This window comes from Proteiniphilum sp. (genome assembly GCF_040307845.1).
Classification (GTDB): domain Bacteria; phylum Bacteroidota; class Bacteroidia; order Bacteroidales; family Dysgonomonadaceae; genus Proteiniphilum.
Genome location: NZ_JAWRIS010000061.1, coordinates 41,112 through 66,714 on the forward strand (window position 1 = coordinate 41,112; position 25,603 = coordinate 66,714).

General features: G+C 45.2%; 22 protein-coding genes. 1 reads left to right on the forward strand and 21 read right to left on the reverse strand.

What is annotated here, in order from left to right; genetic code table 11:
• Positions 1 to 35: 35 nt before the first annotated feature.
• From ABV001_RS14805 to ABV001_RS14815, 3 genes are all read right to left on the reverse strand, one after another.
• Complete coding sequence (locus ABV001_RS14805; RefSeq protein ID WP_352423529.1) at positions 36 to 194, reverse strand: hypothetical protein; 159 nt, start codon at positions 192 to 194, stop codon at positions 36 to 38.
• Positions 178 to 954: a glutamate 5-kinase gene (gene proB, locus ABV001_RS14810; protein ID WP_352423530.1), complete on the reverse strand. Its 777-nt coding sequence runs from the start codon at positions 952 to 954 to the stop codon at positions 178 to 180. The genes ABV001_RS14805 and proB overlap by 17 nt, the downstream gene beginning before the upstream one ends.
• A 123-nt stretch (positions 955 to 1,077) precedes the next feature.
• Positions 1,078 to 2,265, reverse strand: a complete 1,188-nt coding sequence (locus ABV001_RS14815) for a glutamate-5-semialdehyde dehydrogenase (RefSeq protein WP_352423531.1) — start codon at positions 2,263 to 2,265, stop codon at positions 1,078 to 1,080.
• Positions 2,266 to 2,451: 186 nt separating this feature from the next.
• Here ABV001_RS14815 and ABV001_RS14820 point away from each other — a divergent pair, with 186 nt between their 5' ends.
• Positions 2,452 to 4,257, forward strand: a complete 1,806-nt coding sequence (locus tag ABV001_RS14820) for an ABC transporter ATP-binding protein (protein ID WP_294083853.1) — start codon at positions 2,452 to 2,454, stop codon at positions 4,255 to 4,257.
• A gap of 6 nt (positions 4,258 to 4,263) precedes the next feature.
• On the opposite strand, the gene ABV001_RS14825 is transcribed toward ABV001_RS14820, so the two are convergent.
• The 18 genes from ABV001_RS14825 to ABV001_RS14910 form a co-directional block, all read right to left on the reverse strand.
• On the reverse strand, positions 4,264 to 5,562 hold the full coding sequence (locus tag ABV001_RS14825) for a sensor histidine kinase (protein ID WP_352423532.1): 1,299 nt from the start codon (positions 5,560 to 5,562) through the stop codon (positions 4,264 to 4,266).
• A complete protein-coding gene (locus ABV001_RS14830) occupies positions 5,559 to 6,950 on the reverse strand; it encodes a sigma-54-dependent transcriptional regulator (RefSeq protein WP_352423693.1) in 1,392 nt (463 codons plus the stop codon). Before ABV001_RS14830 ends, ABV001_RS14825 begins: the two co-directional genes overlap by 4 nt.
• Before the next feature lie 158 nt (positions 6,951 to 7,108).
• Entirely contained in the window at positions 7,109 to 8,584 is a 1,476-nt protein-coding gene (locus tag ABV001_RS14835; RefSeq protein WP_502929906.1) for a TolC family protein, read from the reverse strand.
• Between the two features lie 190 nt (positions 8,585 to 8,774).
• On the reverse strand, positions 8,775 to 8,945 hold the full coding sequence (locus ABV001_RS14840) for a helix-turn-helix transcriptional regulator (protein ID WP_352423534.1): 171 nt from the start codon (positions 8,943 to 8,945) through the stop codon (positions 8,775 to 8,777).
• 338 nt (positions 8,946 to 9,283) lie between these two features.
• Entirely contained in the window at positions 9,284 to 10,144 is an 861-nt protein-coding gene (locus ABV001_RS14845; protein WP_352423535.1) for a nucleotidyl transferase AbiEii/AbiGii toxin family protein, read from the reverse strand.
• Complete coding sequence (locus tag ABV001_RS14850; RefSeq protein WP_352423536.1) at positions 10,141 to 10,725, reverse strand: type IV toxin-antitoxin system AbiEi family antitoxin domain-containing protein; 585 nt, start codon at positions 10,723 to 10,725, stop codon at positions 10,141 to 10,143. Before ABV001_RS14850 ends, ABV001_RS14845 begins: the two co-directional genes overlap by 4 nt.
• A gap of 365 nt (positions 10,726 to 11,090) precedes the next feature.
• Positions 11,091 to 12,341 carry an ABC transporter permease gene (locus ABV001_RS14855; RefSeq protein WP_352423537.1) on the reverse strand — a complete coding sequence of 417 codons (1,251 nt, stop codon included), beginning with the start codon at positions 12,339 to 12,341 and terminating at the stop codon, positions 11,091 to 11,093.
• Between the two features lie 11 nt (positions 12,342 to 12,352).
• Positions 12,353 to 12,688: an ABC transporter permease gene (locus tag ABV001_RS14860; RefSeq protein WP_352423538.1), complete on the reverse strand. Its 336-nt coding sequence runs from the start codon at positions 12,686 to 12,688 to the stop codon at positions 12,353 to 12,355.
• A gap of 283 nt (positions 12,689 to 12,971) precedes the next feature.
• Positions 12,972 to 13,610 carry an ABC transporter permease gene (locus ABV001_RS14865; RefSeq protein ID WP_352423539.1) on the reverse strand — a complete coding sequence of 213 codons (639 nt, stop codon included), beginning with the start codon at positions 13,608 to 13,610 and terminating at the stop codon, positions 12,972 to 12,974.
• Positions 13,611 to 13,768: 158 nt separating this feature from the next.
• The gene (locus ABV001_RS14870) at positions 13,769 to 15,091 is read right to left on the reverse strand and encodes an ABC transporter permease (RefSeq protein WP_352423540.1); all 1,323 of its coding nucleotides are present in this window, start codon (positions 15,089 to 15,091) and stop codon (positions 13,769 to 13,771) included.
• A 2-nt stretch (positions 15,092 to 15,093) separates the two neighbouring features.
• On the reverse strand, positions 15,094 to 16,407 hold the full coding sequence (locus ABV001_RS14875; protein ID WP_352423541.1) for an ABC transporter permease: 1,314 nt from the start codon (positions 16,405 to 16,407) through the stop codon (positions 15,094 to 15,096).
• A gap of 225 nt (positions 16,408 to 16,632) precedes the next feature.
• Positions 16,633 to 17,889, reverse strand: a complete 1,257-nt coding sequence (locus ABV001_RS14880) for an ABC transporter permease (protein WP_352423542.1) — start codon at positions 17,887 to 17,889, stop codon at positions 16,633 to 16,635.
• A gap of 8 nt (positions 17,890 to 17,897) precedes the next feature.
• On the reverse strand, positions 17,898 to 19,184 hold the full coding sequence (locus ABV001_RS14885; RefSeq protein WP_352423543.1) for an ABC transporter permease: 1,287 nt from the start codon (positions 19,182 to 19,184) through the stop codon (positions 17,898 to 17,900).
• A gap of 112 nt (positions 19,185 to 19,296) precedes the next feature.
• Positions 19,297 to 19,962 (reverse strand): ABC transporter ATP-binding protein, encoded by a 666-nt coding sequence (locus tag ABV001_RS14890; RefSeq protein WP_352423694.1) that lies wholly within the window; start codon positions 19,960 to 19,962, stop codon positions 19,297 to 19,299.
• Between the two features lie 230 nt (positions 19,963 to 20,192).
• Positions 20,193 to 21,485 (reverse strand): ABC transporter permease, encoded by a 1,293-nt coding sequence (locus ABV001_RS14895; RefSeq protein ID WP_352423544.1) that lies wholly within the window; start codon positions 21,483 to 21,485, stop codon positions 20,193 to 20,195.
• A gap of 7 nt (positions 21,486 to 21,492) precedes the next feature.
• A complete protein-coding gene (locus tag ABV001_RS14900) occupies positions 21,493 to 22,806 on the reverse strand; it encodes an ABC transporter permease (protein WP_352423545.1) in 1,314 nt (437 codons plus the stop codon).
• An 89-nt stretch (positions 22,807 to 22,895) separates the two neighbouring features.
• Positions 22,896 to 24,143, reverse strand: coding sequence for an efflux RND transporter periplasmic adaptor subunit (locus tag ABV001_RS14905; protein ID WP_352423546.1), 1,248 nt, complete (start codon positions 24,141 to 24,143; stop codon positions 22,896 to 22,898).
• Between the two features lie 165 nt (positions 24,144 to 24,308).
• Positions 24,309 to 25,601 carry a dicarboxylate/amino acid:cation symporter gene (locus tag ABV001_RS14910; RefSeq protein WP_352423547.1) on the reverse strand — a complete coding sequence of 431 codons (1,293 nt, stop codon included), beginning with the start codon at positions 25,599 to 25,601 and terminating at the stop codon, positions 24,309 to 24,311.
• Positions 25,602 to 25,603: the final 2 nt, after the last annotated feature.

Here is a 25,603-nt window from a genome sequence, read left to right on the forward strand (position 1 = left end):
TCAATTATCAATTACCAATTACTAATTACCAATTACTAATTGCCAATTACCGGCTGATTATTAATATGTTGATTTTTTGTTTCACTCTCCCGGTCCCCCAGTCCCCCGTTCTCCCAGTCCCCCGTTCTCCCAGTCTCCCGTTCTCCCGATCTCCCAGTCTCCCGGTCACCCTTTCTCCTAACTCTTCCCGTCATCTTTCCCGAAGCGGGTGAAAGGGATGCGGTTGCCCATGGCATTGATGATGTAATTGGGCCGTTGCCCGTTCACGATCCACATCTCTACGCCATGCTGCATACATATTTCCGCCGCATGTATTTTGGATGACATGCCACCGGTACCCAACAATGACTCTTTCTCTTCAATATATTCTCTGATGGAATCTAAGTCAGTTACTTCGGCGATTAATTGTGCATCGGCATGCAGATGAGGGTTCCGGTCGAAAATGCCATCAATATCGGAGACAAGGGTGAGTAGGTCTGCCTCTGTGATCATCGCCACCAGCGCAGAAAGCTTATCGTTGTCTCCCAACACGATCTCTTCTATGGAAACGGTATCATTCTCATTGACGATGGGTATGTAATCAACCTGCCAGAGTCGTCTGATGGTATTACGGGTATTCTCGTTGGCTGTCGGATTCTCAAAATCACGGTAAGTCAGCAATATCTGGGCGATATTCAATCCAAAAGTACTGAAAATGGAGTCGTACAGCTCCATCAGCTTAGTTTGCCCGATCGCAGCCAGCGCCTGTTTGGAGTCGACATGTTTGTTGAATCCATTGATCTCTACGAATTGTCTTGCCGTGGCAATCGCGCCCGAGGAAACGATTACGATATCGTATTCTTTTTTCAGTTCCACGATCTGACGCGCCAGACTTTCTATCACGGCGAATGATATCCGGTTTGTTCCGGCCGTCAGCGTGGATGTCCCTATTTTTATAATCAGTTTCTTCTTCATCCTATTTTCTCTGTCTTATCCTCCTTTTTAGTTCTCAGTTCTTCACTCTTAGTTCTTAGTTTTTAGTTCTTCACTTTTCACACCTAACCACTTAACCACCTAATCACTTGGGCACCTAAGCACCTATTCCCTCACGTGTCCGTTTCCATATATGAACCATTTGTTCGTCACCAATTCCTGGGCACCCAGTGGACCACGGAAATGGAGTTTTTGAGTGCTGATGGCGATTTCCGCGCCTACCCCAAACTGACCACCATCCGTGAAACGCGATGACGCATTGTGATAGACCGCGGCACAATCCACCTCTTGCATGAATTCAACGGCTTTGGTGGCATCGTTGGTGACGATTACTGCTGTATGCCCGCCCGAATAGCGGTTGATCATATGTATGGCATCCTGTATTCCGTCCACGAGGGAAAGGTAGAGTTTCGGCGCCAGATACTCCTCACAGAGCGTGGCGGCATCATTTTCTTCCCTGATATCTTTATGCAGTGACGCTATTTCTTTGTTTCCCCACACCTCAATACCTTTTTCAGTAAGGTGCGACACCAGGTCGGACAGATTCTCTTCTAATCTGTTGATATCTTTGTGTATGAGTACCTTGTCAATAGCATTGCATACGCTGATACGTTTTTTCCCATTTACTATCAGCCGGACGGCCATGGCAAAATCGGAGTTGTCATCCACATAAAGAAAATTATTTCCTCTACCACTCACGATGACAGGCACAGAAGCATTTTCCTGCACGAACCGGATTAATCCTTCCCCGCCGCGCGGAATAATGAGATCCACCCGGCGGCTGTTTTCCTTGATGAGGCGTTGCGTTTCTTCCCGTGACAGATCGAGATATTCTATATAATCCGTACCAACCTTCTGCCCGGCTAATGCTTGTTGCCATAATTCGGTGAGCAATAGGTTAGTATGGCGTGCCTCTGTCCCTCCTTTCAGTAAAACATGATTTCCCGCCTTGAAAGCAGTGGCCGCTGCCTCTATGGTGACGTCGGGCCTCGACTCGTAAATAATCAGGATGGTTCCGAATGGTACTGTCTGATTGACAATACGGAGCCTGTCTTCCCGTACGAATTCATATAGGGTTTTCCCTTCAGGATCGGGTTGTGAAGCAACCTCTTCCAATGACCGGATCATTCCGTCGATTTTCTTTTCATCCACCTTGAGCCGGTCTTTCATGGAAGCGTCCATCGCGGGAAATGCGTGCATATCGGCCTCGTTGGCCTCTGTTATCTTCTTCCTGTTAAGCTCCAATAATTGGGCGAGGGAAGATAATACATTGTTTTTTTGTTCATTCTTCATTGCTGTGATACGAATATGATAAAATAATATATTTGTTGGGATAATGCCATTGTAAAAAAAATAGATAATTGAAAGTATTCCGGTTTCAAAGATAACAAATTATTCTTAAATTATTTCTTTTGCTATCCAAATTGAATTATAATGAAATAGTTTAAACCCTTTTCAACTTGTTAAGTCCAATGGTCGATGATTAATAAAGAAACTTATAGCCAGTCTTTTAAAGCCCTTTTCCGGAACCTTGTCCCATATGTGAAACCCTATAGGAAGATGATTGCGGGGACACTCCTTCTCACGCTGGTGGGATCGTTTGCCGCCCAGGTAAATCCGCTTTTAGTGAACGAGACGATCAATCGTGTGGAAGAGTTGCTCAGGCAGTCCGACCCGTTTGAGAACGGGGTGCGCTTACTGTTGATCATTTCCGCCATCATGCTTGCCAATGAGTTGCTGAACATCGGTATCCAGTTCGGACAGAAATATTTCGGGGAGAAAATCCGTATCAAAGTGGGAAGCGACCTTTCCCAGGCTGCTGTAGATCGTATATTGAGATATAAGATGTCGTTTTTTTCCGAACCGGAAAACCAGACCGGATTATTGCAAACCCGCATTAATAGGGGAATTGAGAGCCTTATCGGGCTGGTACAGAACTTCTTCCTCGATATACTGCCCCTGTTTTCAACCGCTATCATCGCCCTTGTGGTGATGTATAACGCCAACCTCTATGTGGGGTTGCTGGCTACGATCATAGTTCCGGCTTACTTTTATGTGAGCCAGAAACAGGCAGGTAGGTTGAAAGGATGGCGCATCCAGTTGCGGGGGCAACGCGAACGCAAGAACCATGGATTGATCAATATTATCGATTCCATCACGGTGATCAAGAGCTTCGTACGGGAAGAACCGGAAGGAAAGAAACAATATGATGTGCAGATGGAGATGCTCAACAACCAATTGCAGACCCGCCGGACAAGTTATGTCTACGAGAGCCTGAAATCGTTTATACAGCAGATCGGGGTGGTGCTGATCATTATCCTTACCGTATTTCTGGTGCTTGACGGACAGATGGGAATCGGTGCCATCATGATGCATATCATGCTCTTCCGCAACGTGTCGGCTCCCATCAGCCAGTTGCATCGTATCTATGACCAGGTGAATGACGCCCTGATCTATGCCGACGGATTTTTCGAGGTGCTTGCCAACGACGATGCGGTAGAGGTGGGTGGTGACATAAAAGCCCAGGATGTGAAGGGACAGTTTGAAGTACGTGATGTGACCTTCACCTATCCCAACGGGAAGGAGGCGCTTTCGGATGTCAGTCTCACCCTTGAAAAAGGCAAGACGACGGCTATTGTCGGCTTAAGCGGGGCCGGCAAGAGTACCCTGATTAATCTTCTTTGTAAATTTTATAAGCCTGATCGCGGAGAGATCCTGCTGGACGGGATCGACCTGGAAGAGTATGAGAACGGGTCATTGCGTAACAATATCGGTCTGGTATTGCAGAAGAATCATATTTTCAAGGGAACCATCTATGACAATATCCTTTACGGGAAACTCGATGCTACGCGTGAGGAGGTGATCGAAGCATCGAAAAGTGCTTTTCTGCACGACCAGGTGCTTCTGCTGCCCGACGGTTACGATACCGACGCTTCCAACCTGAGTGGCGGACAGCAGCAACGGATCGCCATTGCCCGGTTGTTCCTGAAGAATCCGCCGGTGATTTTCCTTGATGAGCCGACCGCCAGCCTCGACGCCATTGCCACCGAGCATATCAAGATGAGCCTCGATGCCATCAAGGAAGGCCGCACGGTGGTGATTATTTCCCACTCACTTTCGCAGATCGTGGATGCCGACGTGATCCACGTATTAAAAGAGGGACGGTTGGTGGAGACCGGCTCGCATGAGTCGCTCTATAAACTGAACGGGGAATACCGCAAGATATTCGACGCTTCCGCCCGCAGCCTCAACCTCGACAAGATGCTCGACACCATCGCAGGGTGAGTATCCTTAATCAAACCGGATAATAAACCGTGTCCAGTTGTCGGGGTAAGTGCGTAAGGAATATTGGACATCATGCTGTGCGAGTACTTCACGGATAAAAAGCAGTCCGATCCCCTGTCCTTGGGGTTTGCTGGAAAAGAAGGGGTTGAATATCTTTTTCTCGACCTCCCTGCTGATTCCCTTCCCGTTGTCCGCAATGACCAATTTTTTCGACTGCGCCTCTGTGGTGATGATGATTTCCCCATTTTCTTCAATACTTTCCACCGCGTTCTTGATGATGTTCAGTATTACCTGGTCAAAGAGCGATGTGTCAAGCAGTACCGGTGGAAGGTGCTCGTCCGGCTTGAAGGTGAGCCGGATGTTTTTGTGTGTACACATCACTTCCATAAAACGTATCAGGTTGGTGATTAACCGGTTCAGGTCGATCAGTTCCCGCTCTGCTTTCGGAATCTTTACTACATCGGCAAAGTTGGTGATAAAGCGACTCATCCCATAACATCTCTCCACGCAGATTTGCATGGCCTGTCGCATATCCTCTGCTTCGGGGACCGGTTCAAGTCCTTCAATCACGGTGTCGAGGGTGGAAGTGATCCCCGCGGTGGTGTTGTTTACCTCGTGGGATATCATGCGGATCACTTTTTCGTATGCTTTCTTTTCTGCCCTGCGTACTTCCTCCGTAAGACTTTCGATCAAGTAGAACGGACGAGGGAATCCCCGGTCGACAAATGATTCCAGTGAGCATTTATAGACGGTACCATTACTCAGGCCGATAGAGCGGGTTTCGTGCATCGGTATTTCTGAAAGGTCGATCGGCACCGATTCTTTTATTTCGGAGATTGTCTTGCCTCTCACCCCATCCGCATTCTTCACATCTAACAGTCTGACTGCCGCCGGGTTGAGGTCGGTAATCTGGTGGTCGTAGTTCAGCACGATGACACCCATGGGTGAAGCAGTGATGAGCAGGTCGAGGAATTCATTCTGTTCGCGGAGTTGGAGCCGTTCGTTCTTCAATTGCGCCATCATCCTGTTGAAGATGGCGACTACCCTGTCGGCTTCGTATTGTCCCACTTCCCGGAGTTTGGAACTGAAATCCTGTTCCCGGAGCAGGTCCATCCCGTTACTGATCGTTTGCAAGGGGCGCACCGTTTTCCGGTAGAAAATGACCAGATATACCACAGTTCCCAGGATAAGCCCCTCAAGCGCCAATGTTTTCCACGAAGGAGCATCCAAGTTCTCGTAAAGTGTAAACCCGAAGACCAGCAGCAGTAAAATTGCCAGAATATAGAAATAGACTTTCAGTTTCATAACCCATATTTCTCAATGCGCCGGTAGAGGGCGGTCCTGCTTATCCCCAGCGCGCGGGCGGCTTTCGACAGGTTGCCGTTATGTTGTTCGATCGCATGGCGGATAGTTTGTGCTTCCAAGTTGTCCAACGTCATGGGCTGGTCTGTATGGTAGCTGCCGGGCAGGATTCCTCGCCTTTCCTGTACTCCCTGCACCCCCTGAGCCCCCTGCATGGGTGTTTGGCTGCGCAGGTCGTCTGCCGAAATGCGGCTCTTTCCACTTACGAGGATGGTGCGCTCTATCAAGTTCTTCAATTCCCGTATATTTCCCGGAAAGGGAAGCGTTTGGAGTAGTTCGAAAGCGTCGGGAGTGAATGAAATGGCAGGAAGCCTGTTTTGTGCCGATTGGCGGTCGGCAAAGAATTGTGCCAGCAGGGGAATATCTTCTTTTCGTTCGCGGAGTGCCGGCAGATGAATTTGAATCAGGTTGATGCGGTAGAAAAGGTCTTCACGGAATGTCTTTTCCCGTACCATTTGCTGCAAGTCGGCATTGGTTGCGCTCACCACCCGTACATCCACTTTTCGGGGAGTACTGTCGCCCAGCACCTCGAAGGTCTGGTCCTGCAATACACGCAGCAGTTTCACCTGGCAGGTGATGTCGAGTTCACCGATCTCATCCAGAAAGATGGTTCCCTTGTCCGCCAATTCGAATCGTCCGGTACGGTCGGCTTGGGCATCGGTAAAGGCTCCTTTGCGGTGCCCGAACATCTCGCTTTCGAATAGGCTTTGGGATACGCCGCCCAGGTTGACTTTCACAAACCGTTGTTTTTTGCGGGAGCTGTTTTTGTGGATGGCCTCCGCAATCAGTTCTTTCCCTGTACCGCTTTCTCCTGTGATTAATACCGAAGCATTGGTGTCGGCGATTCGGGCTACGGTGGAGAGTACGTCGACCAATGCCTTCGATTGTCCGATGATGAAAGAGAAATCATATTGACCATCCAGCTCCCGGCGTGTCTGAGGAAGATTGTCAATAGCTCTCCGCGCTTTCAGTTCGAGTGCGGTTTCTACCGACTTCAATAGTTGGCGGTTATCCCAGGGTTTGGTGATGAAGTCGAATGCACCGGCTTTCATCCCTCGTACTGCAAGCGATATGGAGCCCCATGCGGTAATCAGTATGACGGGCACCCTTGGACAAAAGACCTGTACTTTCTGTAATAACTCTAATCCTTCTTCTCCTTTGGTGGTCAGTGAAAAATTCATATCCATCAGCATCAGGTCCGGCGAGGTATGGCGTACGAAATCCAGCGCCGCTTTGGGAGAAGCCACCGCTTCGGTTTCATATCCCGCACGTTTCAGCAGTAGTGAAAGTGAAGAACGTACAATCGCATCGTCATCAATTATCAAGATTATCATGAGCGCAAAGTTACTATTTTTATCTCATTGGCATTACTTGCTCCGATTTATCGGGGTTATCCACATTAACTCATTGACTTCGTTCATTTTATGTCGTCACTCGACAAAGCGAAAACAAGTTTGGCTATGTGTTCGTTCCTAAGAAAATTGACACATTATTCCCTTACCAACCGTTCAAATTCAGCATCCATATTTACGCCCTTTTCAAAATCATACAATGTGAGGCTGCGCAGTTGATAGAGATAATACCAGTATAAATGCATTTCCGAAACGTAATTGGCTCGGGCATTGTCTTTCGAGAGCTGAGCGTCATTCAGGTCGAGGGTGTTGATTTTTCCGATCATGAATGATTCTACCGATGTGTTGTAACGTTTCTGTGCGATCACATCGGCTTCCCGGGATATACGCAATTGTGCTGCCTGGTGGTTGTATTGCTCTACCAACAGGAAGATATCCTGGTTGAAATCCATCTGTTCCTGTTTGAGACGGGAAGCGATCACGTCGCGGTTGGACTCCGCCACTTTCACGCGCCCCTTGCGTTTACCCCAATCAAGAATGGGGATCTTTACGCCTACCTGTATCACCTGGTAATCCATCAGGTTCTGGTATGCTGCCCGGAATGCCTGATCCTGCCCGGTATATCCTACCGAAGCGAACAGGTCTATTTCGCGTTGTGCCCCTTTGGCTTTTGCCACTTCATAATCAGCTTCCAACTGGCGGCGACGGATATTTTGGGCAAGCGGGTTATTTTGTTGCGCTTTTTCCAACACCTCGTGATAACTGATCACCGGATATTGTGTCATTTCAGGGATTACCGGATCGATGGTGTCGGTTTCGCTCAGTCCCAAAAACGACCGTAGCCGGAACATCGCACCATTGAGGGACGACTCTTCTTTGGTGAGGTTGGATGCTGCTTTCAGGGCTGAAAGTTCCAGTTGCAGCAGTTCGTTTTCCGATATCTGCCCCATTTTACGGCGTGCCTGTGCAATTTCGTAGATACGGTCGGCGTTCTTCTTGTTCTGTTCGGCGATATGCAGGTTTTCCTTTGCCAGGAGTAGCTGGAAATAATAGGTGATGGTGCGTAGCGTGATGATTTCCACGTTTTCCAGATAAGAGGCTTTCGCTTCGTTATAGCGGATGGGCTCAATACGCCGTTTCCATTTCATGTTGTTTACGCCGAAGATGGGCTGGGAATAGGTGACCCCTACCGGCACACTCATATAGTAGCGGTTGGCTCCGGACGAATTCAGCGGATCGATATATTGCAAAGAGGTGTTGAGGGACAGTTTTCCGCCGGTTAACCATACATTCTGGTCGATGGAGATATCACCGTTTACACTCAGTGAATTGGTTCTGACAAATTTATAGGAGCCATCGTCACTTTGGTATAGGTTATAACTCCTTCTGTAATCCGGCAGGGTGGCAGAGAAATTCACTTCCGGCAGCAGATCTGCCCGGTAGGTGCGGTATTCCCAGTAGGATGTCTTTAACTCGTTAAGCGCCACCGCGGCGTCTACCGATTGTAGTCGCGCCATCTCAATGGCTTCGGGAAGTGTCAGCACCTGCTGTGCCGGCACCCCCGTTGCCATAGAAAATAAAAAAAGTAGAGTTATGAAATTTATTTTTTGCATACAAGAGTCATACAAGGGTCATTGAGTCTAAATCTATCCTGCCATAAACAAAGGATGTGCCAAAAATGTAATCAATTGTGTATTAGATTATAATAAAACAATAACTGTCCGAAAACGAACAGTCAGGGTTCGTTTTCGGACAGTTGAGATGGGTTTGCGGCAAAATTTGCTTTTTAACCGATTACAAGGCTTATTTGTTTGCCAAGCCCTGTTTCAAATATCCTGTAGAGTGTTGAAAGCTGGATATCGCACTTTCCGTTTTCCAATCGGGATATACAACTTTCTTTGTCCCGACTTTTTCGGCTAGTTGTTGTGTCATATTCGCTTCTTTCCGTGCCTCTTTCAGCATTTCGCTGATCATAAAACAGTGCGCTTTTTCTTCAAACTCGTCTCGTTTTTTGTGCCGATCTTACCATATTTGATGTCTAACAACTCGTCAAAGTTCTTCGCATTTCTGATTTCGTCCTTGTTCATTGCTTTTCCCTTTAGTTGTTCTTTCAATGTTAACTGAAAAGTTATCTATATGCAAATAAAATGTAGTTTTCTTCACATTATTCACATTGGCATATTAATTAATCATCACATCAGTACATCATCAGAATACCGCCAAATATCATATAGCTCTCTACTACCTGCATACGATTCATCACGATTCCATTCTCTTTATAATATTCTTCGCACTCAGAGAGTGTGCAAGGCTCAATAAATAAGTGTTTCGTATATCGGTTCAAGCCTTGAAACAATCACGGTCATCACCGATTCAAAACTTAGGCCGTCATCCTGTCTTATCTTTTTCAAAAAAAGCGACCAATGTTTATTTCGTTCTTCATTGGTTACAAACTCTTTGGTGAAAAGCGGATGTCCTTTGAAATAATGAGTTTCACGATTTTGAAAAGTGGCGTGAATGGCTGCCGATAAAATGTCGTTGTCCAATTCCTGATTTTTAAGAATTTTATATACGTCGTAGAAATCTTTATAGCGGCTGTTTACTTCAGAAAGTTCAATCATCGCCTGAAACTTTTCGGCAACAACGGATTCCAACGAATACGCCAAAATACTTGCCGTCGGCAATTCTTCCATCAAAGCAGGGTACGATATAACTAACGGTCTTGGCGTAACTACGTCGCCGAAACCAATATCCATTTTCATCACCTGACGAATGGTGTCCAAGTGGGCAACGAGCGACAAACGTATTCCCGTATAGTCCTTCTGTTCGGTGATTTCTTCCGTTGCGATAGAATTTATATCGAAGTTTACACCGTCTTCTTCACACGCTAAACCGCAAATTTCTATGAATATTTCTTTGATATGCGCTACATCGTTTTTGATTTTCACACCTAAAAAGTCGATATCCAACGTTGGCCGCGGATATTCCTTTTCAAAAGCATACAACAACGTACCACCTTTTAGGTAGAATCTTTCGCGGTAATCGCTGATAGACAATCGGTAGAGTAGTCGTTCATACAAATAGCGAATAATAAGCAATTGGTAATCCAATCGCTCTTGCTTTGCCAAGTTAAGCAACTTTGCCTTGATTGATTTTGCAATATCTTTGGTCATAGTCCGATTTCCAAATAAGTTTTAAGCGTTTTTTCTACTCTCATTTGCTTCGCATAGCCCATCAACTTAGACAGGTTGCGGTCTTTGCGTTTCAGGTAATTTTTCAGGATTTCAGTAGCCACATCCAATCCGATTTTAGTGCGGTATTTAACGGCATCACAAACCGATTTTTCCAAATCGTATATTTTTACTGTGTAACCGCCAATTTTTTGCTTGATAACCCCCATTTCCTGATATTTGCGCATCCAGTAATATAGCGTAATCGGGGGATATTCGGGCAATGCTATTTTCCTGTTTTTTTCTATGGCAATGTTGAATGATTGCGGTATCTGTACCGTCAAATCATAATGCGCCCAAGCCGAATAGAGGCAAAGCACCCCATCGGGAACAATCTTTTCGATGTCAATCATCGTATTGTCAAATGCAGCGCTCTCGTAGTGATATACGCCCCGCTTTACACGTTCCACAATACCTTCATCAACCAACTGCAACAAGTGGTTGTAGGTGGACTTATCAGGCAATTGCTTTTTTGTCAGATAGCCCTTATTCTTGCTGAACAGCATTTGAAGTTTATGATTCATGCCACATAATTTTGGGACAAATATACCGCTTTTATTTGAATGAGCGGTATTTTAATTCCAAAAATAAGTTTAATAAAATGATATTAAGGTATTTATTGATAAGAAACTATAAAAAGATGATTCTTCACTGTTTTGTGCAAGGTGCAAGCATCTACACTCTAAAATATAAAGTTGGGTGTTTTTTCAAATACATCTTTTATTTGGTGTTTTAGCTGATGATAAAATTTATTATCAGCTAAATCAGTAGTTTTATTGCCACATTTAGCTGATAATAATAATTCACATGATTATTTCATTATTCGTATTATCCTCATTGGCACATTGACACATTAATCGATCATCACATCAGTACATCATCGCATCAATCACTCATCCCGCAACGCTTCCATTGGCGGTACTTTTACTGCTTTCCGTGCAGGGAACCAGATGCCGATAATAATCATCAGTGCCAGTAATAAATATGTAATCCCAAAGCCGATCAGGCAACGTCCCCAAGTGAATGACTCGTAATAGGATAATAACCCGGTAACTTTAAGAACATATATGATCACTGTTGCAGGTATTATTGCCGAGGTTAAGAGAATTACACCTTCTATATAATATTTCTCTAAGATCTTTTTCGGAGTATCTCCCAATGCAATCCTTAACCCTATTTCTCCTTTTCTGTGCTGGGTGCGGAACCAGAATGTGCCGATTATTCCTAAAAAGATATTTACCAGCAGGAAAAAGGTAATGAACATGCGAGTACGCAGATTATTCATATCGTCCCGTTGGAATATCTTTCTATTTTCAGGGATCGACTCTATAGTGCTGAGATAATAATTTCCAACACGTAACTGCTCCGTCATTTCGGAGCGAAAGCGATCAATAAAATCACGCTCTTCCTCCGGTTTTACCCGTACACATATTTCCAATGCGTTGATTTTATCTCCGGTGAAAGTTTCTAATGTTTTATTTGATAAAGCACGTGCAAAGTATAGATCCCATGTGTTGAAATGGTCATAACGGACTCCTTTTGATACGGCTCCCACCCGATAGGTTATTGAGTCGCCTTTTCTTAAGGATATCTCTTTTCCTACAGCCGATTCACCATTGGAAAACAGTAGTCTTTCAACACTTCCCGAAATCACAAATTCATTCTTTTCAACAGCCTGTACCAGTTCATCGGTACTTCCACTTTTTGCTTTATACCGAAATACTTTGAAAAAGTCAGGAGTAACTGCTCTTTCCAATACGGGAAAATTTGTTTGAAATGTATCCCTGTAGAGGTGATGAGATATGTTATTCCCAATATGAGGACTGGAATGAAAAGATAGACTGGCAACTTCGACTAACGGGTTATGTTGTATCCGCTCCTGGATAATTAGGAGTTGCTCTACTTCCTTCTGAACAGATTCTTCCTTTTTGAATTCAGGGCTATTCTCATTCAATATCCCGAGGCGCATGATATAGGTATGCTCCGTATCAAAACCCATCGGTTTTGTATAAATACCCACTGTTACGTATAAAAAATCTACTATAAACCATAAGAAAACAGATACCAGAAAAAATTCGAGCCAAATACCCATATTCTGTTTCCGTTCATTCCAGATAATTTGTAAAATATGCTTGATCATAGTCCTATTATTTAATTAGAAAGGATGGATTCTACAATGGGTTTACGTGAAGTACGCCATGCAGGGATAATAGCCGACAGCACATTCAATAGTATACAAAAAAGGAATGCAGACAAAAAGGTGACCGGACTAAGCAGAGATGTAAACGGAACCATTGCCCCTTCATAGAGCATTTCTCTTAGTGCATAAGCTGCTATATAGGAGAGTATAAGGCCTAATAGTCCACCAATTAGGGTTTGTATAAGGCTCTCCGTCATAATCTGATATATTAAATTATTTCTTGTCGCACCATATGCTCGCCGCACTCCCAGTTCTGACAGTCGTTTGCGCATTTGTGATCCGGTCATACTCGACAGGTTGACAGCAGGGATAAGTAATAATAAAGCTATAATTACAGTATACTGAATAATAATTTTTGATACGTTGACTTCGTCTCCGGCCTATTCCCGATTCAAATAGGCGAAATGGCTTTCAGGCTGCCCTTTATACTCGGCTGCATATTCACCACTTAACCCCTCGTTATGTTTTTGACGTAATTGTTCGGCTTCTTCTTTTATTGCCGGAAAATCTTTCCTGTTTTTGGCCAGGATATAAATCCGGTATTTTCCTGCGATCCGGTCACTTTCTTCTTTATATATTCGGTTGTGAGGTAAGGGGGATCCATATTTGGGAGTAAGCGGCCGTTGCCAGCACATTCACATTATTCACCACACCACACACGGTATAATCGGTATAATTTAACTGGATTGTTTTTCCTACTGCGTCTGTTGTCCCGAACATCTCGCGGGCAACACCCTTTGAAATCACAGCTTTATAAAGACCTGCATCGACATCCGCTTGAGAATAAGGACTTCCTTCGATAAAATGGAAATCAAATACCTGCCAAAAAGCGTCATCGGTCAATAATTTATTGTATGATTTAACTATTCTGCTTCCCGGTAGTGTGGCTAACGCAGGAGGCTCGTATGCAGAAACAATTGTTACGGCCTCGGGTGTTTTTAATGCTTTAAAACCCTCTTTCGCCAGTTGATAACCAACCGTACTGTTCCTTGATCCGGCACTGTTCGTCCGTTGCGCCCTCACAAATTTCATATATAACATTCGGTCGCGATTGGTCTCGGGCGGGTAGGGCGCATTCTTCACCTGATGCGACATTACCATCACCATGATCATGCTGATCGCCAATGCCGTGCCGATAATGGATATGGCACTTAGCACGGGATTTTCTTTTAACAGCCTCCACGCTTGTTTGAAATATTGTTTAATCATATTTTAGACTTTTAGAATCAAGAATCAAGAGCCAAGACTTTTTAAGTGAAAAATTAAAAGTGAAAAGTGAAAAATTGAAATTCATTATATTAGTCTCATTGGCACATTGGCACATTAATCAATTATCACATCAGTAAATCATCACATCATCACATCAATCACTCATCCCGCAACGCTTCCACCGGATGGACTTTCGATGCTTTGTATGCCGGGAGCCAGGCGCTGAATAGTATAATCACTACGAGTAACAGATAGGTCATCAGGTTTGCCACTAAAAAGCGCCATGTGAAATGCTGGGTTATATAGGGTGATCCCACTACGGTTTCATATTTCCTATGGAGGTCTATATTGAGTTCGATCATACCGGCTCGTGCAATCACGTAATTAATAATGAGGGCAGGAATAACCGCCAAGGTGAACAGGAGAACAGCTTCTGTGATAAACTGCCGTTGTAATGTTGCGCGCGTGCTTCCCATCGCCATGCGCAAGCCAATTTCGCTGCGCCGGGTTTCATTGCGGAACCAGAAGGTGGCAATGATTCCCAAGGCGATATTTAACAGAAAGAAAATCATCAGGGCTGTACGGGTGCGTACTTCGTTGGTTATTCCCAATTCATATCTGAGGTTTTCTTTTCGTTGGTGGAACGACTCTATATTTTTCAGATAAAAATTCCCGATACGTAACTGTTTTGTCATTTCTTTTCTAAAATTGAGGATAAACTGTTTCTCCGGTGTTCCCTGCTTCACCCGAAAACAGACTCCAAAACCTGTTAAATTGTCTGGTGTAGCCGATGGTGAATCACCAAATACACCTCCTTCCGGTAATCTGTAATCGAAGCGTTTCTGGTCGTTCAGTACGTCGGCGACTACATAGTTCCTCGAGCCATCACCTATGTCTGCCGTAATGGTTTTTCCAATGGCCGATCCGTTCTTGAACAGTTCCCTCTCCACTTTTCGCGTGATGAGGATGGAGTTATTCTGATACAGGTCGATGTCCGCCGGACGCTCCCATGATCCATCTTTTGCAGATGTGTACCGGAAGATACGGAAAAAATCACCCGAGCGGACGTTTTTAGTTTCAGCAAATACTTCGGTAGGATCACCATCATTGTATTTCTTGACAGAGGTCCTGTTCTGTCCTCCTGAAAATGGTACGGATCCCCATGAGAGATAGGTCAGGTCTGCATATTCCACATCCTTGTATTCTTTGATCTTACGGACGAACAGATCCAGGTTTTCCATTATTTTTACCGAATCGCTTTCTTGCGGATTGTATCGGTTAGTTTCATCCCCGTAAATACCGTAGGTTACAAGATAGGTGTCATTTATATCAAATCCTTGTGGGATACTCTTGTTGTGCAGCATCACAAAAGCGTAATCCGTCAGTACCCAGACCAATACAAAGACGACCATCAGTTCGATGAAAATCCAACCGTTGTATTTGCGTTGTGCCCAAATCTGTCTGAAAATATGTTGTAACATGATCAGTTGTATTTAATGTAGAGTGAGTCGGTGATCTGCTTGCGTAACGACCGATAGACGGGTACCAATGCTGATAGTATGTTCATCACAAGGCATACCAGCAGGACGATAAGGAATATTTTTCCATTGAAGAGCATGGTGGCGGAGAAATCGACCGATGCACCTTCGGGAAGTGAACTGGCGTATTGTCTTCCCATATCGAGGATCCAATCGCGTGTGAACAAAAGGATCAGATAAGAGAACAGTAATCCTGCCAATCCTCCCAATCCGGTGAGCAGCAGGTTCTCGGTCAGCACCTGGTTGGTGAGTTTGGAGCGTGATGCCCCGAATGCCTTGCGTACTCCCATCTCTCCTAACCGCCGTTCCATACGTGTGCTGTTCATCCCCGACAGGTTGAGCGCGGGCACGAGGAGTAGTAAGAATATGAGTAGCCAATTCTGGATCCGGATTTTTGTCATATCAGGCCCTTCATTCGACCAATAACGGTGTATGGCCACCGATTGTATATCGGGCTGCCCCATCAGGTCTGCTTTCCAATCCGTAGCCTGTGCATTGTAGCGGCGCACATTCTCGTTTACCTCGTTGCGGATGGATTCAAAGTCAGATGGAGAGTGTGCCAGCAGATATACCGCGCTTATGCCGCCAATCATTCCGCCCCTTTCGGACCATTCCTTGTCATAATCTTCGATACAGGTATAGGGCATCCATATCTGGGCGTAAGTCTCTTCCATTACATACGATATATCTTTTACCACACCCACGATACGGTAAGGTTTAAAGCCGTATTCAAGATATTTTCCTACTACATCGGACGAACCGAAAATATTTTTTGCCAGCGATTCGGTGATGACAACAATCTGTAATCCCGACCGGAAGTCGGCATTGGAGAACGGTTTTCCCGACAGAAAACGGAAATTAAAGATTTCCCAGTAAGCGGTGTCCACATATCGGCTTTTGACGTTGACAAGGTTATCGTCATTCGGCAGTGATGCAAAATTGGATCCCGACATCATGACTGATATTTTTTCGGGAATTTCCAACGGCATAAAAAGCAATCGTGCCGCTTTGTAGGACAGATTACCCGAGTTTGTGTATTTAAATCGTACCGTATCGACCGGAGCCATGCTTATCGTTTTTGCATACATCATCCTGTTGCGATTATACTCCGGATAGATATTGGCAGTTTTGATATGATTCAGGATAGCCATCACCATCACCATCGAAATACCCAATGCCGTTCCGATCACATAAATGGAGCTGAAAAGCTTGTTTTGCCTTATCAGTTGCCACGCCTGTTTGAAGTACTGTTTGAGCATATTTATTAAACTAAGAACTAAAAGTGAAGAACTAAAAACTAATACTTTATTCATTGACAATTGACAATTGACAATGAATTGCAAATCGATGTAGTCAATTAATAATCAGCATAAACCAAATCTTGACTTCAGACTTTCTTTTTCTCATTAGTACATTATTCTTATTAGTCTCTTTGGCATATTGTCTCATTGGCACATCATCACATCGTTAAATCATCACATCAATCATTCATCCCGCAACGCTTCTGCCGGTGGCACTTTTACCGCTTTTCGGGCTGGAATCAGGATACCGAAGATAATCATCAATGCTAACAGTAGATAGGTAATGAGAAAACCGATAAAATATCTTCCGACGGTGAAAGGCATCAGATAAGTTTCGCATATCCCTTCCCTGCCAAGGATAAAGATGATGATCATCGTGGGGATCATTGCTGCCGTAAGCAATAGCAGACCTTCTATATAATATTTTTTCAATACCTCTTTGGGTGTGTCTCCGAGTGAAATACGCAGACCAATTTCACTCTTGCGGTGCTGTGTCCTGAACCAGAATATTCCGGTAATACCCAGAAAGATATTAACCAGCAAAAAGAGTACGATAAACATACGCATCTTCAGGTCGTTGATATCATCTTTCTGGAATGCTTTTTTATTGACCGGTATCGATTGTATCTCTCCCAGATAGTAGTTGCCAAGGCGTAATTGTTGGGTCATATCCTGCCGGAAACGGCGGATAAAATTATGGTCCTCTTCCGGATTTACACGAACACAGAATTCAAGAGAAGAGACCCATTCACCCGAAAATCTTTCAAGAAAATCGTTATCCATGCGTTGCGCAAAATAAGAATTCCAATTGGAGAAATTGTCGTAACGGACAACATCGGAAACGGCTCCTATCCTGTATAACTGTGCAGAATCGCTTTTGGAGAAGGATATCTGTTGACCTACGGGTAATTCGTCTGATTTAAACAATTCTGTTACCACATCAGTAGAGAGAACGAGATCGTTGCGTTCCAACGCTTGTACTAATTCGTCGCTACTGCCATTTACCGACTTGTATCTGAATACACGGAAGAAATCCGGCGTAACCGTTCGGTTCAATACACCATATCTTGTCTGCAATGTATCCCGGTAAATGGTCATCGACCTGTTACTCCCGATATGAGGACTGGAGTTTTGCGATATGCTGGCCGCTTCAACCATGGGATTCCGCTCAATGCGCTCCAACGCCGTATGTAAGTACCCGACAGCTGTTTCTGTGGATATATCTTTTAGATATTCATGACTGCTCTCATTCAACAAGCCCAAATGCATGATATAGGTATGTTCCGTATCGAATCCCAGAGGCTTATAGTAATTATGGAGTGTGACATACACATTATCTACTATGTACCAAAGGAAGACGGAAACAATCAGCAGTTCTATCCATAAGCCGATATTTTGCTTGCGTTCGTTTTTGATGATCGTGAGGATATGCTTCAACATACTATGATTTATTTAGAATGAATAGAATCTACAATGGGCTTGTGCGATACGCTCCGTGCGGGGATAAATGCCGATAGCACATTGAGCAACAAACAGAAAAGGAAAGCATACAGGAATATGGCGGGACTGAGCAGTGACGCCGGGTTCAGCGTGACTTCTCCCAATTGGTATGCCATATCACTATTTTCATAAATGATTCCTTTTAAGGCATAGGCGGCAATATAGGAAAGAATCAACCCTACCATACCGCCCAACAGCGTTTGCAGCAGACTTTCCCACATCACTTGCGAAAGCAGGTTACCTCGAGTGGCGCCGAAGGCCCGCCTAACGCCGAGTTCGGAGAGGCGCTTCCTCATTCTGGAGTTCATCATTCCCGATAAGTTGATCGCCGGCACGATTAACAGCAATACCAATACAATGGCCGACTGCTGTACAATCGCTTTCATATCGGGTTCCATATTTGCCCATTTGCGGTGTATGTAGACAAAGTGGGTATCGGGTTGTTTGCGGTAGAATGCCTCGTAAGTGGTTGTTGCGTCATTGTATCTTTTGCGGAGTACTTCAGCTTCTTCCTTTATCGCAGAAAAATCCTTTTTACTTTTTGCCAGTATATAGACCCTGCAAACGCCTTGTATTCCTTCTTCACCACCGTCAGGAAGAACTGTCGTGGTGATTGGCGCCCATATCTGAGAGTAAGCCGCCGTTGCCACTGGGGAAACATCTTTTACTACACCGTTTACGATGAATTCAGTGTAGTCGATTAAAATACGCTGCCCGGAAACGGCCGTAGTGCCGAATGTTTTGAGGGCAGTTTTTTCTGAGATGACTACTTTTCGTAATCCGGCATCCACATCCTCTTTAGTGTAGGGTTTACCATCGATAAATGAGAAATCGAATACACGCCAGAAATCTTCATCGGTAAGCATTTTATCATAACTTTCAGCGAAGATTTGTCCCGGGATGGATACTATCGCTGATGGTGTAAAAGGCGACACAATGGCTACAGCTTCGGCCGTTTTCAGGGTTTTAAAACATGCCTTTGCAAATGCATACGACATGGGGCCATTGCTTGATCCGCTATTCGGGGATCCTTTCTCCCTGCTCGACATCCATTTCACATAGAGCATCCGGTCGCGGTTGGTCTCGGGCGGATAGGGCGCGTTCTTCACCTGATGCGACATCACCATCACCATGATCATGCAGATCGCCAATGCCGTGCCGATAATGGAAATGGCACTCAGCACGGGATTTTCTTTTAACAGCCTCCATGCTTGTTTGAAATATTGTTGTAGCATACTTTTTTAACTAAGAAAGTAAAAATGAAAACTATGACTTTATTAATTGACAATGAATTGCAAATAGAGGTAGTCAATTAATAATCGGGATCAGTAAATCATCACATCAATTTCATGAGATTTGCCGGCCGTCGAGGAAGCGGATGATACGGGAAGTCTCTTTGGCCTTGCTTTCGTCATGCGTTACCATTACGATGGTACGGCCGTCTTCCTTGTTGAGCTTGTGGAGCAGTTCCATCACTTCGGCACCCATTTTCGAGTCGAGGTTCCCGGTCGGCTCATCGGCAAGGATAATGGACGGGTTACCGATCACGGCACGGGCGATTGCCACACGCTGGCACTGCCCTCCCGATAACTGGGTGGGAAAATGGCGCATCCGGTGCGATAGCCCGACTCGCGCAAGCACTTCTTCCGCCAGGCGGCGGCGTTCACGTGCCCCCGTCTTGCGATAGAGTAGGGGTAGTTCCACATTGTCGAGCACATTGAGCGAGTTGATCAGGTGGAAGCTCTGGAACACGAAGCCGAGGTTTTCGTTACGGAACTTGGCCAGTTCGCGATCTTTCATCTCGGCTGTCTCTTTGCCGTCGATAATCACTTTCCCGGAGGTGGGGGCATCTAACAATCCCATCACATTGAGCAGGGTGGATTTTCCACATCCCGACGGTCCCATTACCGCGAGGAATTCGCCTTGCTTCACTTCGAGATTCACGTTTTCCAACGCCACAGTTTCAATCTCTTCAGTGCGGTAAATCTTGTGCACCTTGTCTAATAAAATCATTGTTTCCATTTTTGTCATTTATTTGTTTATAATATTTTTAGAATAAATACTTTAAGAAGTTAAGAAGTAAGGAAAATCTCACTTAAGACATTCAATCTTCATCAATCTCCATCAATCTCATTCAATTATCATATCAATCTTCTCTCATTAGCAAATTATTCACATCCGGTCAGGCCGGAATCTTCGCTACGCTTCGATTGGCACTACCTGTCCCGATTTATCGGGATTAGTCATTCCTCCCTCAACGCCTCCACCGGATGGATTTTTGATGCCCGGTAAGCAGGTATCCATGCGCTTAATCCGACGATTACCGCCAAAAAGAGATACGTTATGATATATGTGAGGAAAAAGCGAAGCCATTTTTGGCCGGTTATGTATATATTGTCAGGGATTCGTTTCCCGAGAGTCTCTATCAGGTCGGCCTGCACGATAAAGGTGCTGATACAAATGGCAGGAATGATGGCTATGGTCAGTAATAATATCGCTTCCAGAATAAACTGTTTTTGTAAATTCCCGCGGGTACTGCCCATTGCCATACGCACGCCTATTTCGTTGCGCCGAGAGGCAATACGGAACCAGAATGTGCCGATCACACCCAATGCAATACAAAATAAGAAAAATGCCATGATAATCATATTGGTGCGAATTTCATTGGTCTTTCCGAACTCGTATTCTATATTGGCTTTCTTCGCTGTCATGGACTCGATATCCTCCAGATATAGATTCCCGATCCGCAAAGAAGGAGTCATATCTTTTTTGAAGCCGGAGATAAACGGTTTTTCGGGTGTTCCTGCTTTCAACCGGATACACACGGCGTGGCTGTTCATATTCCCGACTGATAATGGTTCGGCAGGGATGAAAACGGCCGGTGCCGGAAGGTCGTAATCAAACCGCTTTTGGTCGTTCAGTATATCTGCAACCATATATTCCTTGCTATTATCGCCTCTGCCGATGGTTATCTTTTTGCCTATGCCTGATTGTTGTCCGAACAATTTTTTTTCGATCATACGGGTGATGAAGACCGCATTGTCCCGATACAGGTCGATACCTGCAGGACGTTCCCATGAGTTGTCCATGGCGGATGTATACCGGAAAATGCGGAAATAATCACCCGATGAGATAAACTTTCTTTCAGTAGACGTATTAATGGTATCGTATTGTATTACCCCTCCGTAAAAACCGCCGGAATTGGGGAGTGTTCCCCAGCCGGTATTGAGCAGGCTGGCCGTTTCTACCTGTCCATATTGTCTGATTTTGCGCGTGAATAGCTCCAGGTTCTGCATCATCCGGAGGGAATCGCTCTCCGCGGCATCATACCGTGAGTTTTCTTCCGGCAGCACACCATAAGTAACCACATAGGTATCGCTGATATCCGAGCCTGTCGGAATGCTTTTATTATGGAGGAGTACGAAGCAGAAATCCACAATGTACCACATCAACATGCAGACAACCAACAACTCAGCGAATATCCATCCGTTTTGCTTGCGTTGTGCCCAAATCTGTTTTAAAAGTTGTTTTATCATCTTTGAATCATGTATAGCGTATGTGAAGCGAATCAGTTATATTTTTCCGTAAGGAACGGTACACGGGGATCAATGCCGAAAGGAGGTTCATCACGAAACAAACCAGCAATACCGCCACAAATATCTTGAGATTGAAGAGCATGGACAGGGAAAAATCGACCGTTGCACCTTCCGGTAAAATATCTGCAATTTGTTTTCCCAAATCGAGTATCCAGTTGCGCGATACCGATATAAACAGATAGGAAAGCAGCAATCCCGTCAATCCCCCGCCAAAGGTCAGTAACAGGTTCTCGGTAAATATCTGGTTGAATAATTTCTTGCGCGAGGCGCCGAAGGCTTTCCTCACGCCCATTTCACTCATGCGTTGTTCCATACGGGTGCTGTTCAATCCGGAGAGGTTGATCGCCGGAACCAATAGGAATAACAATACCAACAATACGTTGTGCAATGTGATTTTATGCATGTCGGGACCGACATTCGACCAGAAACGGTTGACTTCCACTTTCTTCGTATCGGGTTGTCCTGCCAGGTCGATATTCCACTCGGTTGATTGCGCATTATAACGCCGGATATTTTCGTTGACTTCTGTGCGGATCATATCAAAGTCATCGGCTGAATGCGCCAACAGGTAAATATTCCGCATTGATCCTATCAATCCATCGAGTTCATTGTCTTCTTTGTTATAGTTTTTATTTGTAGTATAAGGTATCCACACCTGCGCATAGGTGCCCGAAAGCACATACGATACATCTTTCACGACACCCGCTATCCGAAACTCTTTAAAACCGCATTCGATGTATTTTCCTACAATATCGATCGTACCGTACAATTTTTTAGCCAGTGATTCGGATATCACCGCCGCAGGTATCCCGGAGCGGAAATCAGCTTCGGTAAAGGATTTTCCTGATAAAAAATGAAAATGAAATACATTCCAGTAGTGGTTGTCTACATAGCGTACCTGAACCTTATTGAGGTAATTATCATTTGGCAGGGAGACGAATTTCGAGACAGGATCCATTGCCAATGATACCAATTCGGGCGTTTTCAGTGACAGGAAAAATAGGGTGCTGCTTTTATAAGAAAAACCTCCCGAGTTCGTCCATTGGAGGGCGGTATCTTTTGGTGTTACTATAATCGATTTCACGTACAGTGTCCTGTCGCGGTTGGTTTCAGGATAGATGTTCGCCGTTTTCACATGATTGATGATTGCCATCACCATCACCATGGAAATTCCCAATGCCGTTCCGGCAATATAAATGCCACTGAACAGTTTATTTTGCTTAATCAGATGCCACGCCTGTTTGAAATATTGTTTGAGCATTTTTCTAGACTTTTAAAACCAAGACTTCTTCACTTCTCAACTTCTTCACTTCAGACTTCTTTTTTATAAGTCACATTGGCACATTATTCTCATTCCGATACTTTCAACTTGTTCTTATCCCGATACCGGCTCATGTCTGATACTACTGCACGATCGCCCGGTTCCAGGCCGGAGATCACCTCTACATATTGATAATTGCTTTCGCCCAACCGCACCTTGCGTTTTTCAAGCGTACTGCCATTCAGGACAAACAGTTCATAGGTACCCGGTCCACTGTAATAGGGTCCGTTGTCGAGGCGCAGCACATCCTCCTTGACGGCATTCATCACATAGACATCGGTACGTAATCCCGAGCGTAACCGGGCGTTGTCGGGATCATCTAATTGCACGGTGAACTGGATTACGCCGTTTTTCGACAGTGGTGTCACGTTGCTGACGACGCCCGTCAGCTCATCACTCCCGACCCTGACGACTGACTTGCTTCCTACAGAAATACGGTCCCCATAACTGTCGGCAATCTCTCCGTCGATACGGAACTGAGACAGGTCCGAGAGGATGGCCACTTCAGTGCCTTGTCCCACGCGGGCACCCACCTGGTTGTTGATATAGGTGAGTATGGCTTTCCTTGGCGAGCGGATCTGTGCGTCTTCGAGGATACGTTTCGTTTCGGCCAGCGTCTTGCGGAAAATCTCGAGTTCCAGTTCCTGCACACGCAGTTCGGCATCAGCCACCTTGCGGTCGTTCTCTAATTTCTTGTGTGCCTGTTCCTGTTCTAATTTTGCCACGTTGTATTTGATCTCCACTTCACGCACCTTATCGGTGGTACCCGCCCCAATGCTGTCCAGATATTTCTCATTGACCACCTCCACCGCCATCTTATCTATCTGCATGTCATTGACTTTCAACTGCATCTGCATGTCACTAAGTGTGCTGCTGTTTTTAATGCGCTGCTGTTCAATGCGGTACTGGCGCATCTGCAGTTCGTCTAACATCTTGCGGTAGTCAGTCTCAATACTTTGAAGGTCGAGTTGTAGCAGGGGAGTACCTACATCCACGGAGTCACCGGCTCTTTTATGCACTTTCATGATGCGGCTTTCGATGGGAGCTATGACGGTCTCTTCGAATGCCGGCATCACCTTTCCCGACGCGCTTACGGTGACTTCAATCGTGCCTTTATCGACGGTGGAGAGTTGTATATTTTTTAGGGAAATGTTGTCACGCAGCAAAGAGATGATCACAGCTATCACCACGACAGAGGAGAGGATGACCGCACCGTATTTGATCCATCTTTTTCTTTTCTCTTTGAGGAGAATATCTTTGGGTATTTTTCTGTCCATGAATGTTGTTTGTTTTGCCGGATCAAAAACAAAACGTGTGCCATAAATGTAACAGGTTGATTTTTAGATGTTTGTTGTGGTATGAAGTGTCCGATATCGGACAGTGCTGTACGGAAGCGAACACCCGTATAGAAGGTACGGTAAATTCAATTCTATATTGTTTGGTTACTCTGCCGGTTTTTCATGTAGTTTGCCCAATGATTTGGCTATTACCACCGATACCATGGCATCACCTGTAACGTTGATTACTGTGCGGCACATGTCGAGTGGACGGTCTATAGCGAAGATCAGTGCAAGGCCGATTGCCAGTTTATCGGCAGGAAAGCCGATCGACTCTAGGACGATGACCAGCATGATCATACCGGCGCCGGGTACGGCTGCCGCACCGATAGAAGCCAACAGGGCTGTTAAAATAATGCTCAACTGGTCGGAGAATTCCAACGGAAAATGGAGTGCCTGGGCAATGAAAACGGCTGCTACTGCCTGATAAAGGCTTGTGCCATCCATATTGATGGTGGCTCCCACCGGTAACACGAAACTTGATACCTCATTGTCGACTCCCAGATGATCTGTAACCCGCTCCATCGTTACCGGCAGTGTGGCGGCACTCGAACTGGTAGAGAAGGCAAGGAGCTGTGCCGGGGCAATTCCTTTGATGAACCAGCCGGGGTTCTTTCCGGTATAAAGATAAATCACAATCAGGTAGAAGCAGAGTATCAGTATCAGCCCCAAGACCACTGTCGCTCCATAAAAAAGTAGTTTCTGAAGGATTTCTACATTGTCGGAATTGACAACGATCTGCGCCAGGAGTGCAAATACGGCAAAAGGGGCGATCAACATGATCAGGTTGACCATCTTCAGCACTATTTCGTTCAGGCCGTTGATCAACCTGGCGACCGGCCGCGCACTTTCCGGGTCGATCAGCAGCATGCTGATTCCGAAAATAATGGAAAAAAATATCACCTGCAGCATCAGGCTGTTATTGCCGAAAGCCGTAAAAATATTATCAGGGACTATGTTGATCAGGAAAGTCAACGGGCCACTGTCCTGCTGTCCCGCTTCCTGTATATTGCTGGTGATGGATGCATCCCCGGCATAGACCTGTGTCAACTCATCGATTGTCTCCGGTGAGATACCTGCTCCGGGTTTTAATATATTGACCAGAATCAACCCTATAGTAATAGCCGCAATAGTGGTACTTACATATAGAATGATCGTGCGGATTCCTATGTTCTGGAAGCTCGATATATCTTTCAGGTCGGAAATTCCCTTTACCAATGATGTGAATATTAGCGGGATAGCTATCAGTTTTAACAGCCGGATAAAGATAGTCCCGAAAGGAGCGATCCAGTCGCCAACGAACTGTTTCCCTCCATTAAAATTACTGAACAATATGCCGGCCAATATGCCGAGCACCATTCCTATTACAATCTTCCAATGAAGGGGAAGTTTTTTCACGT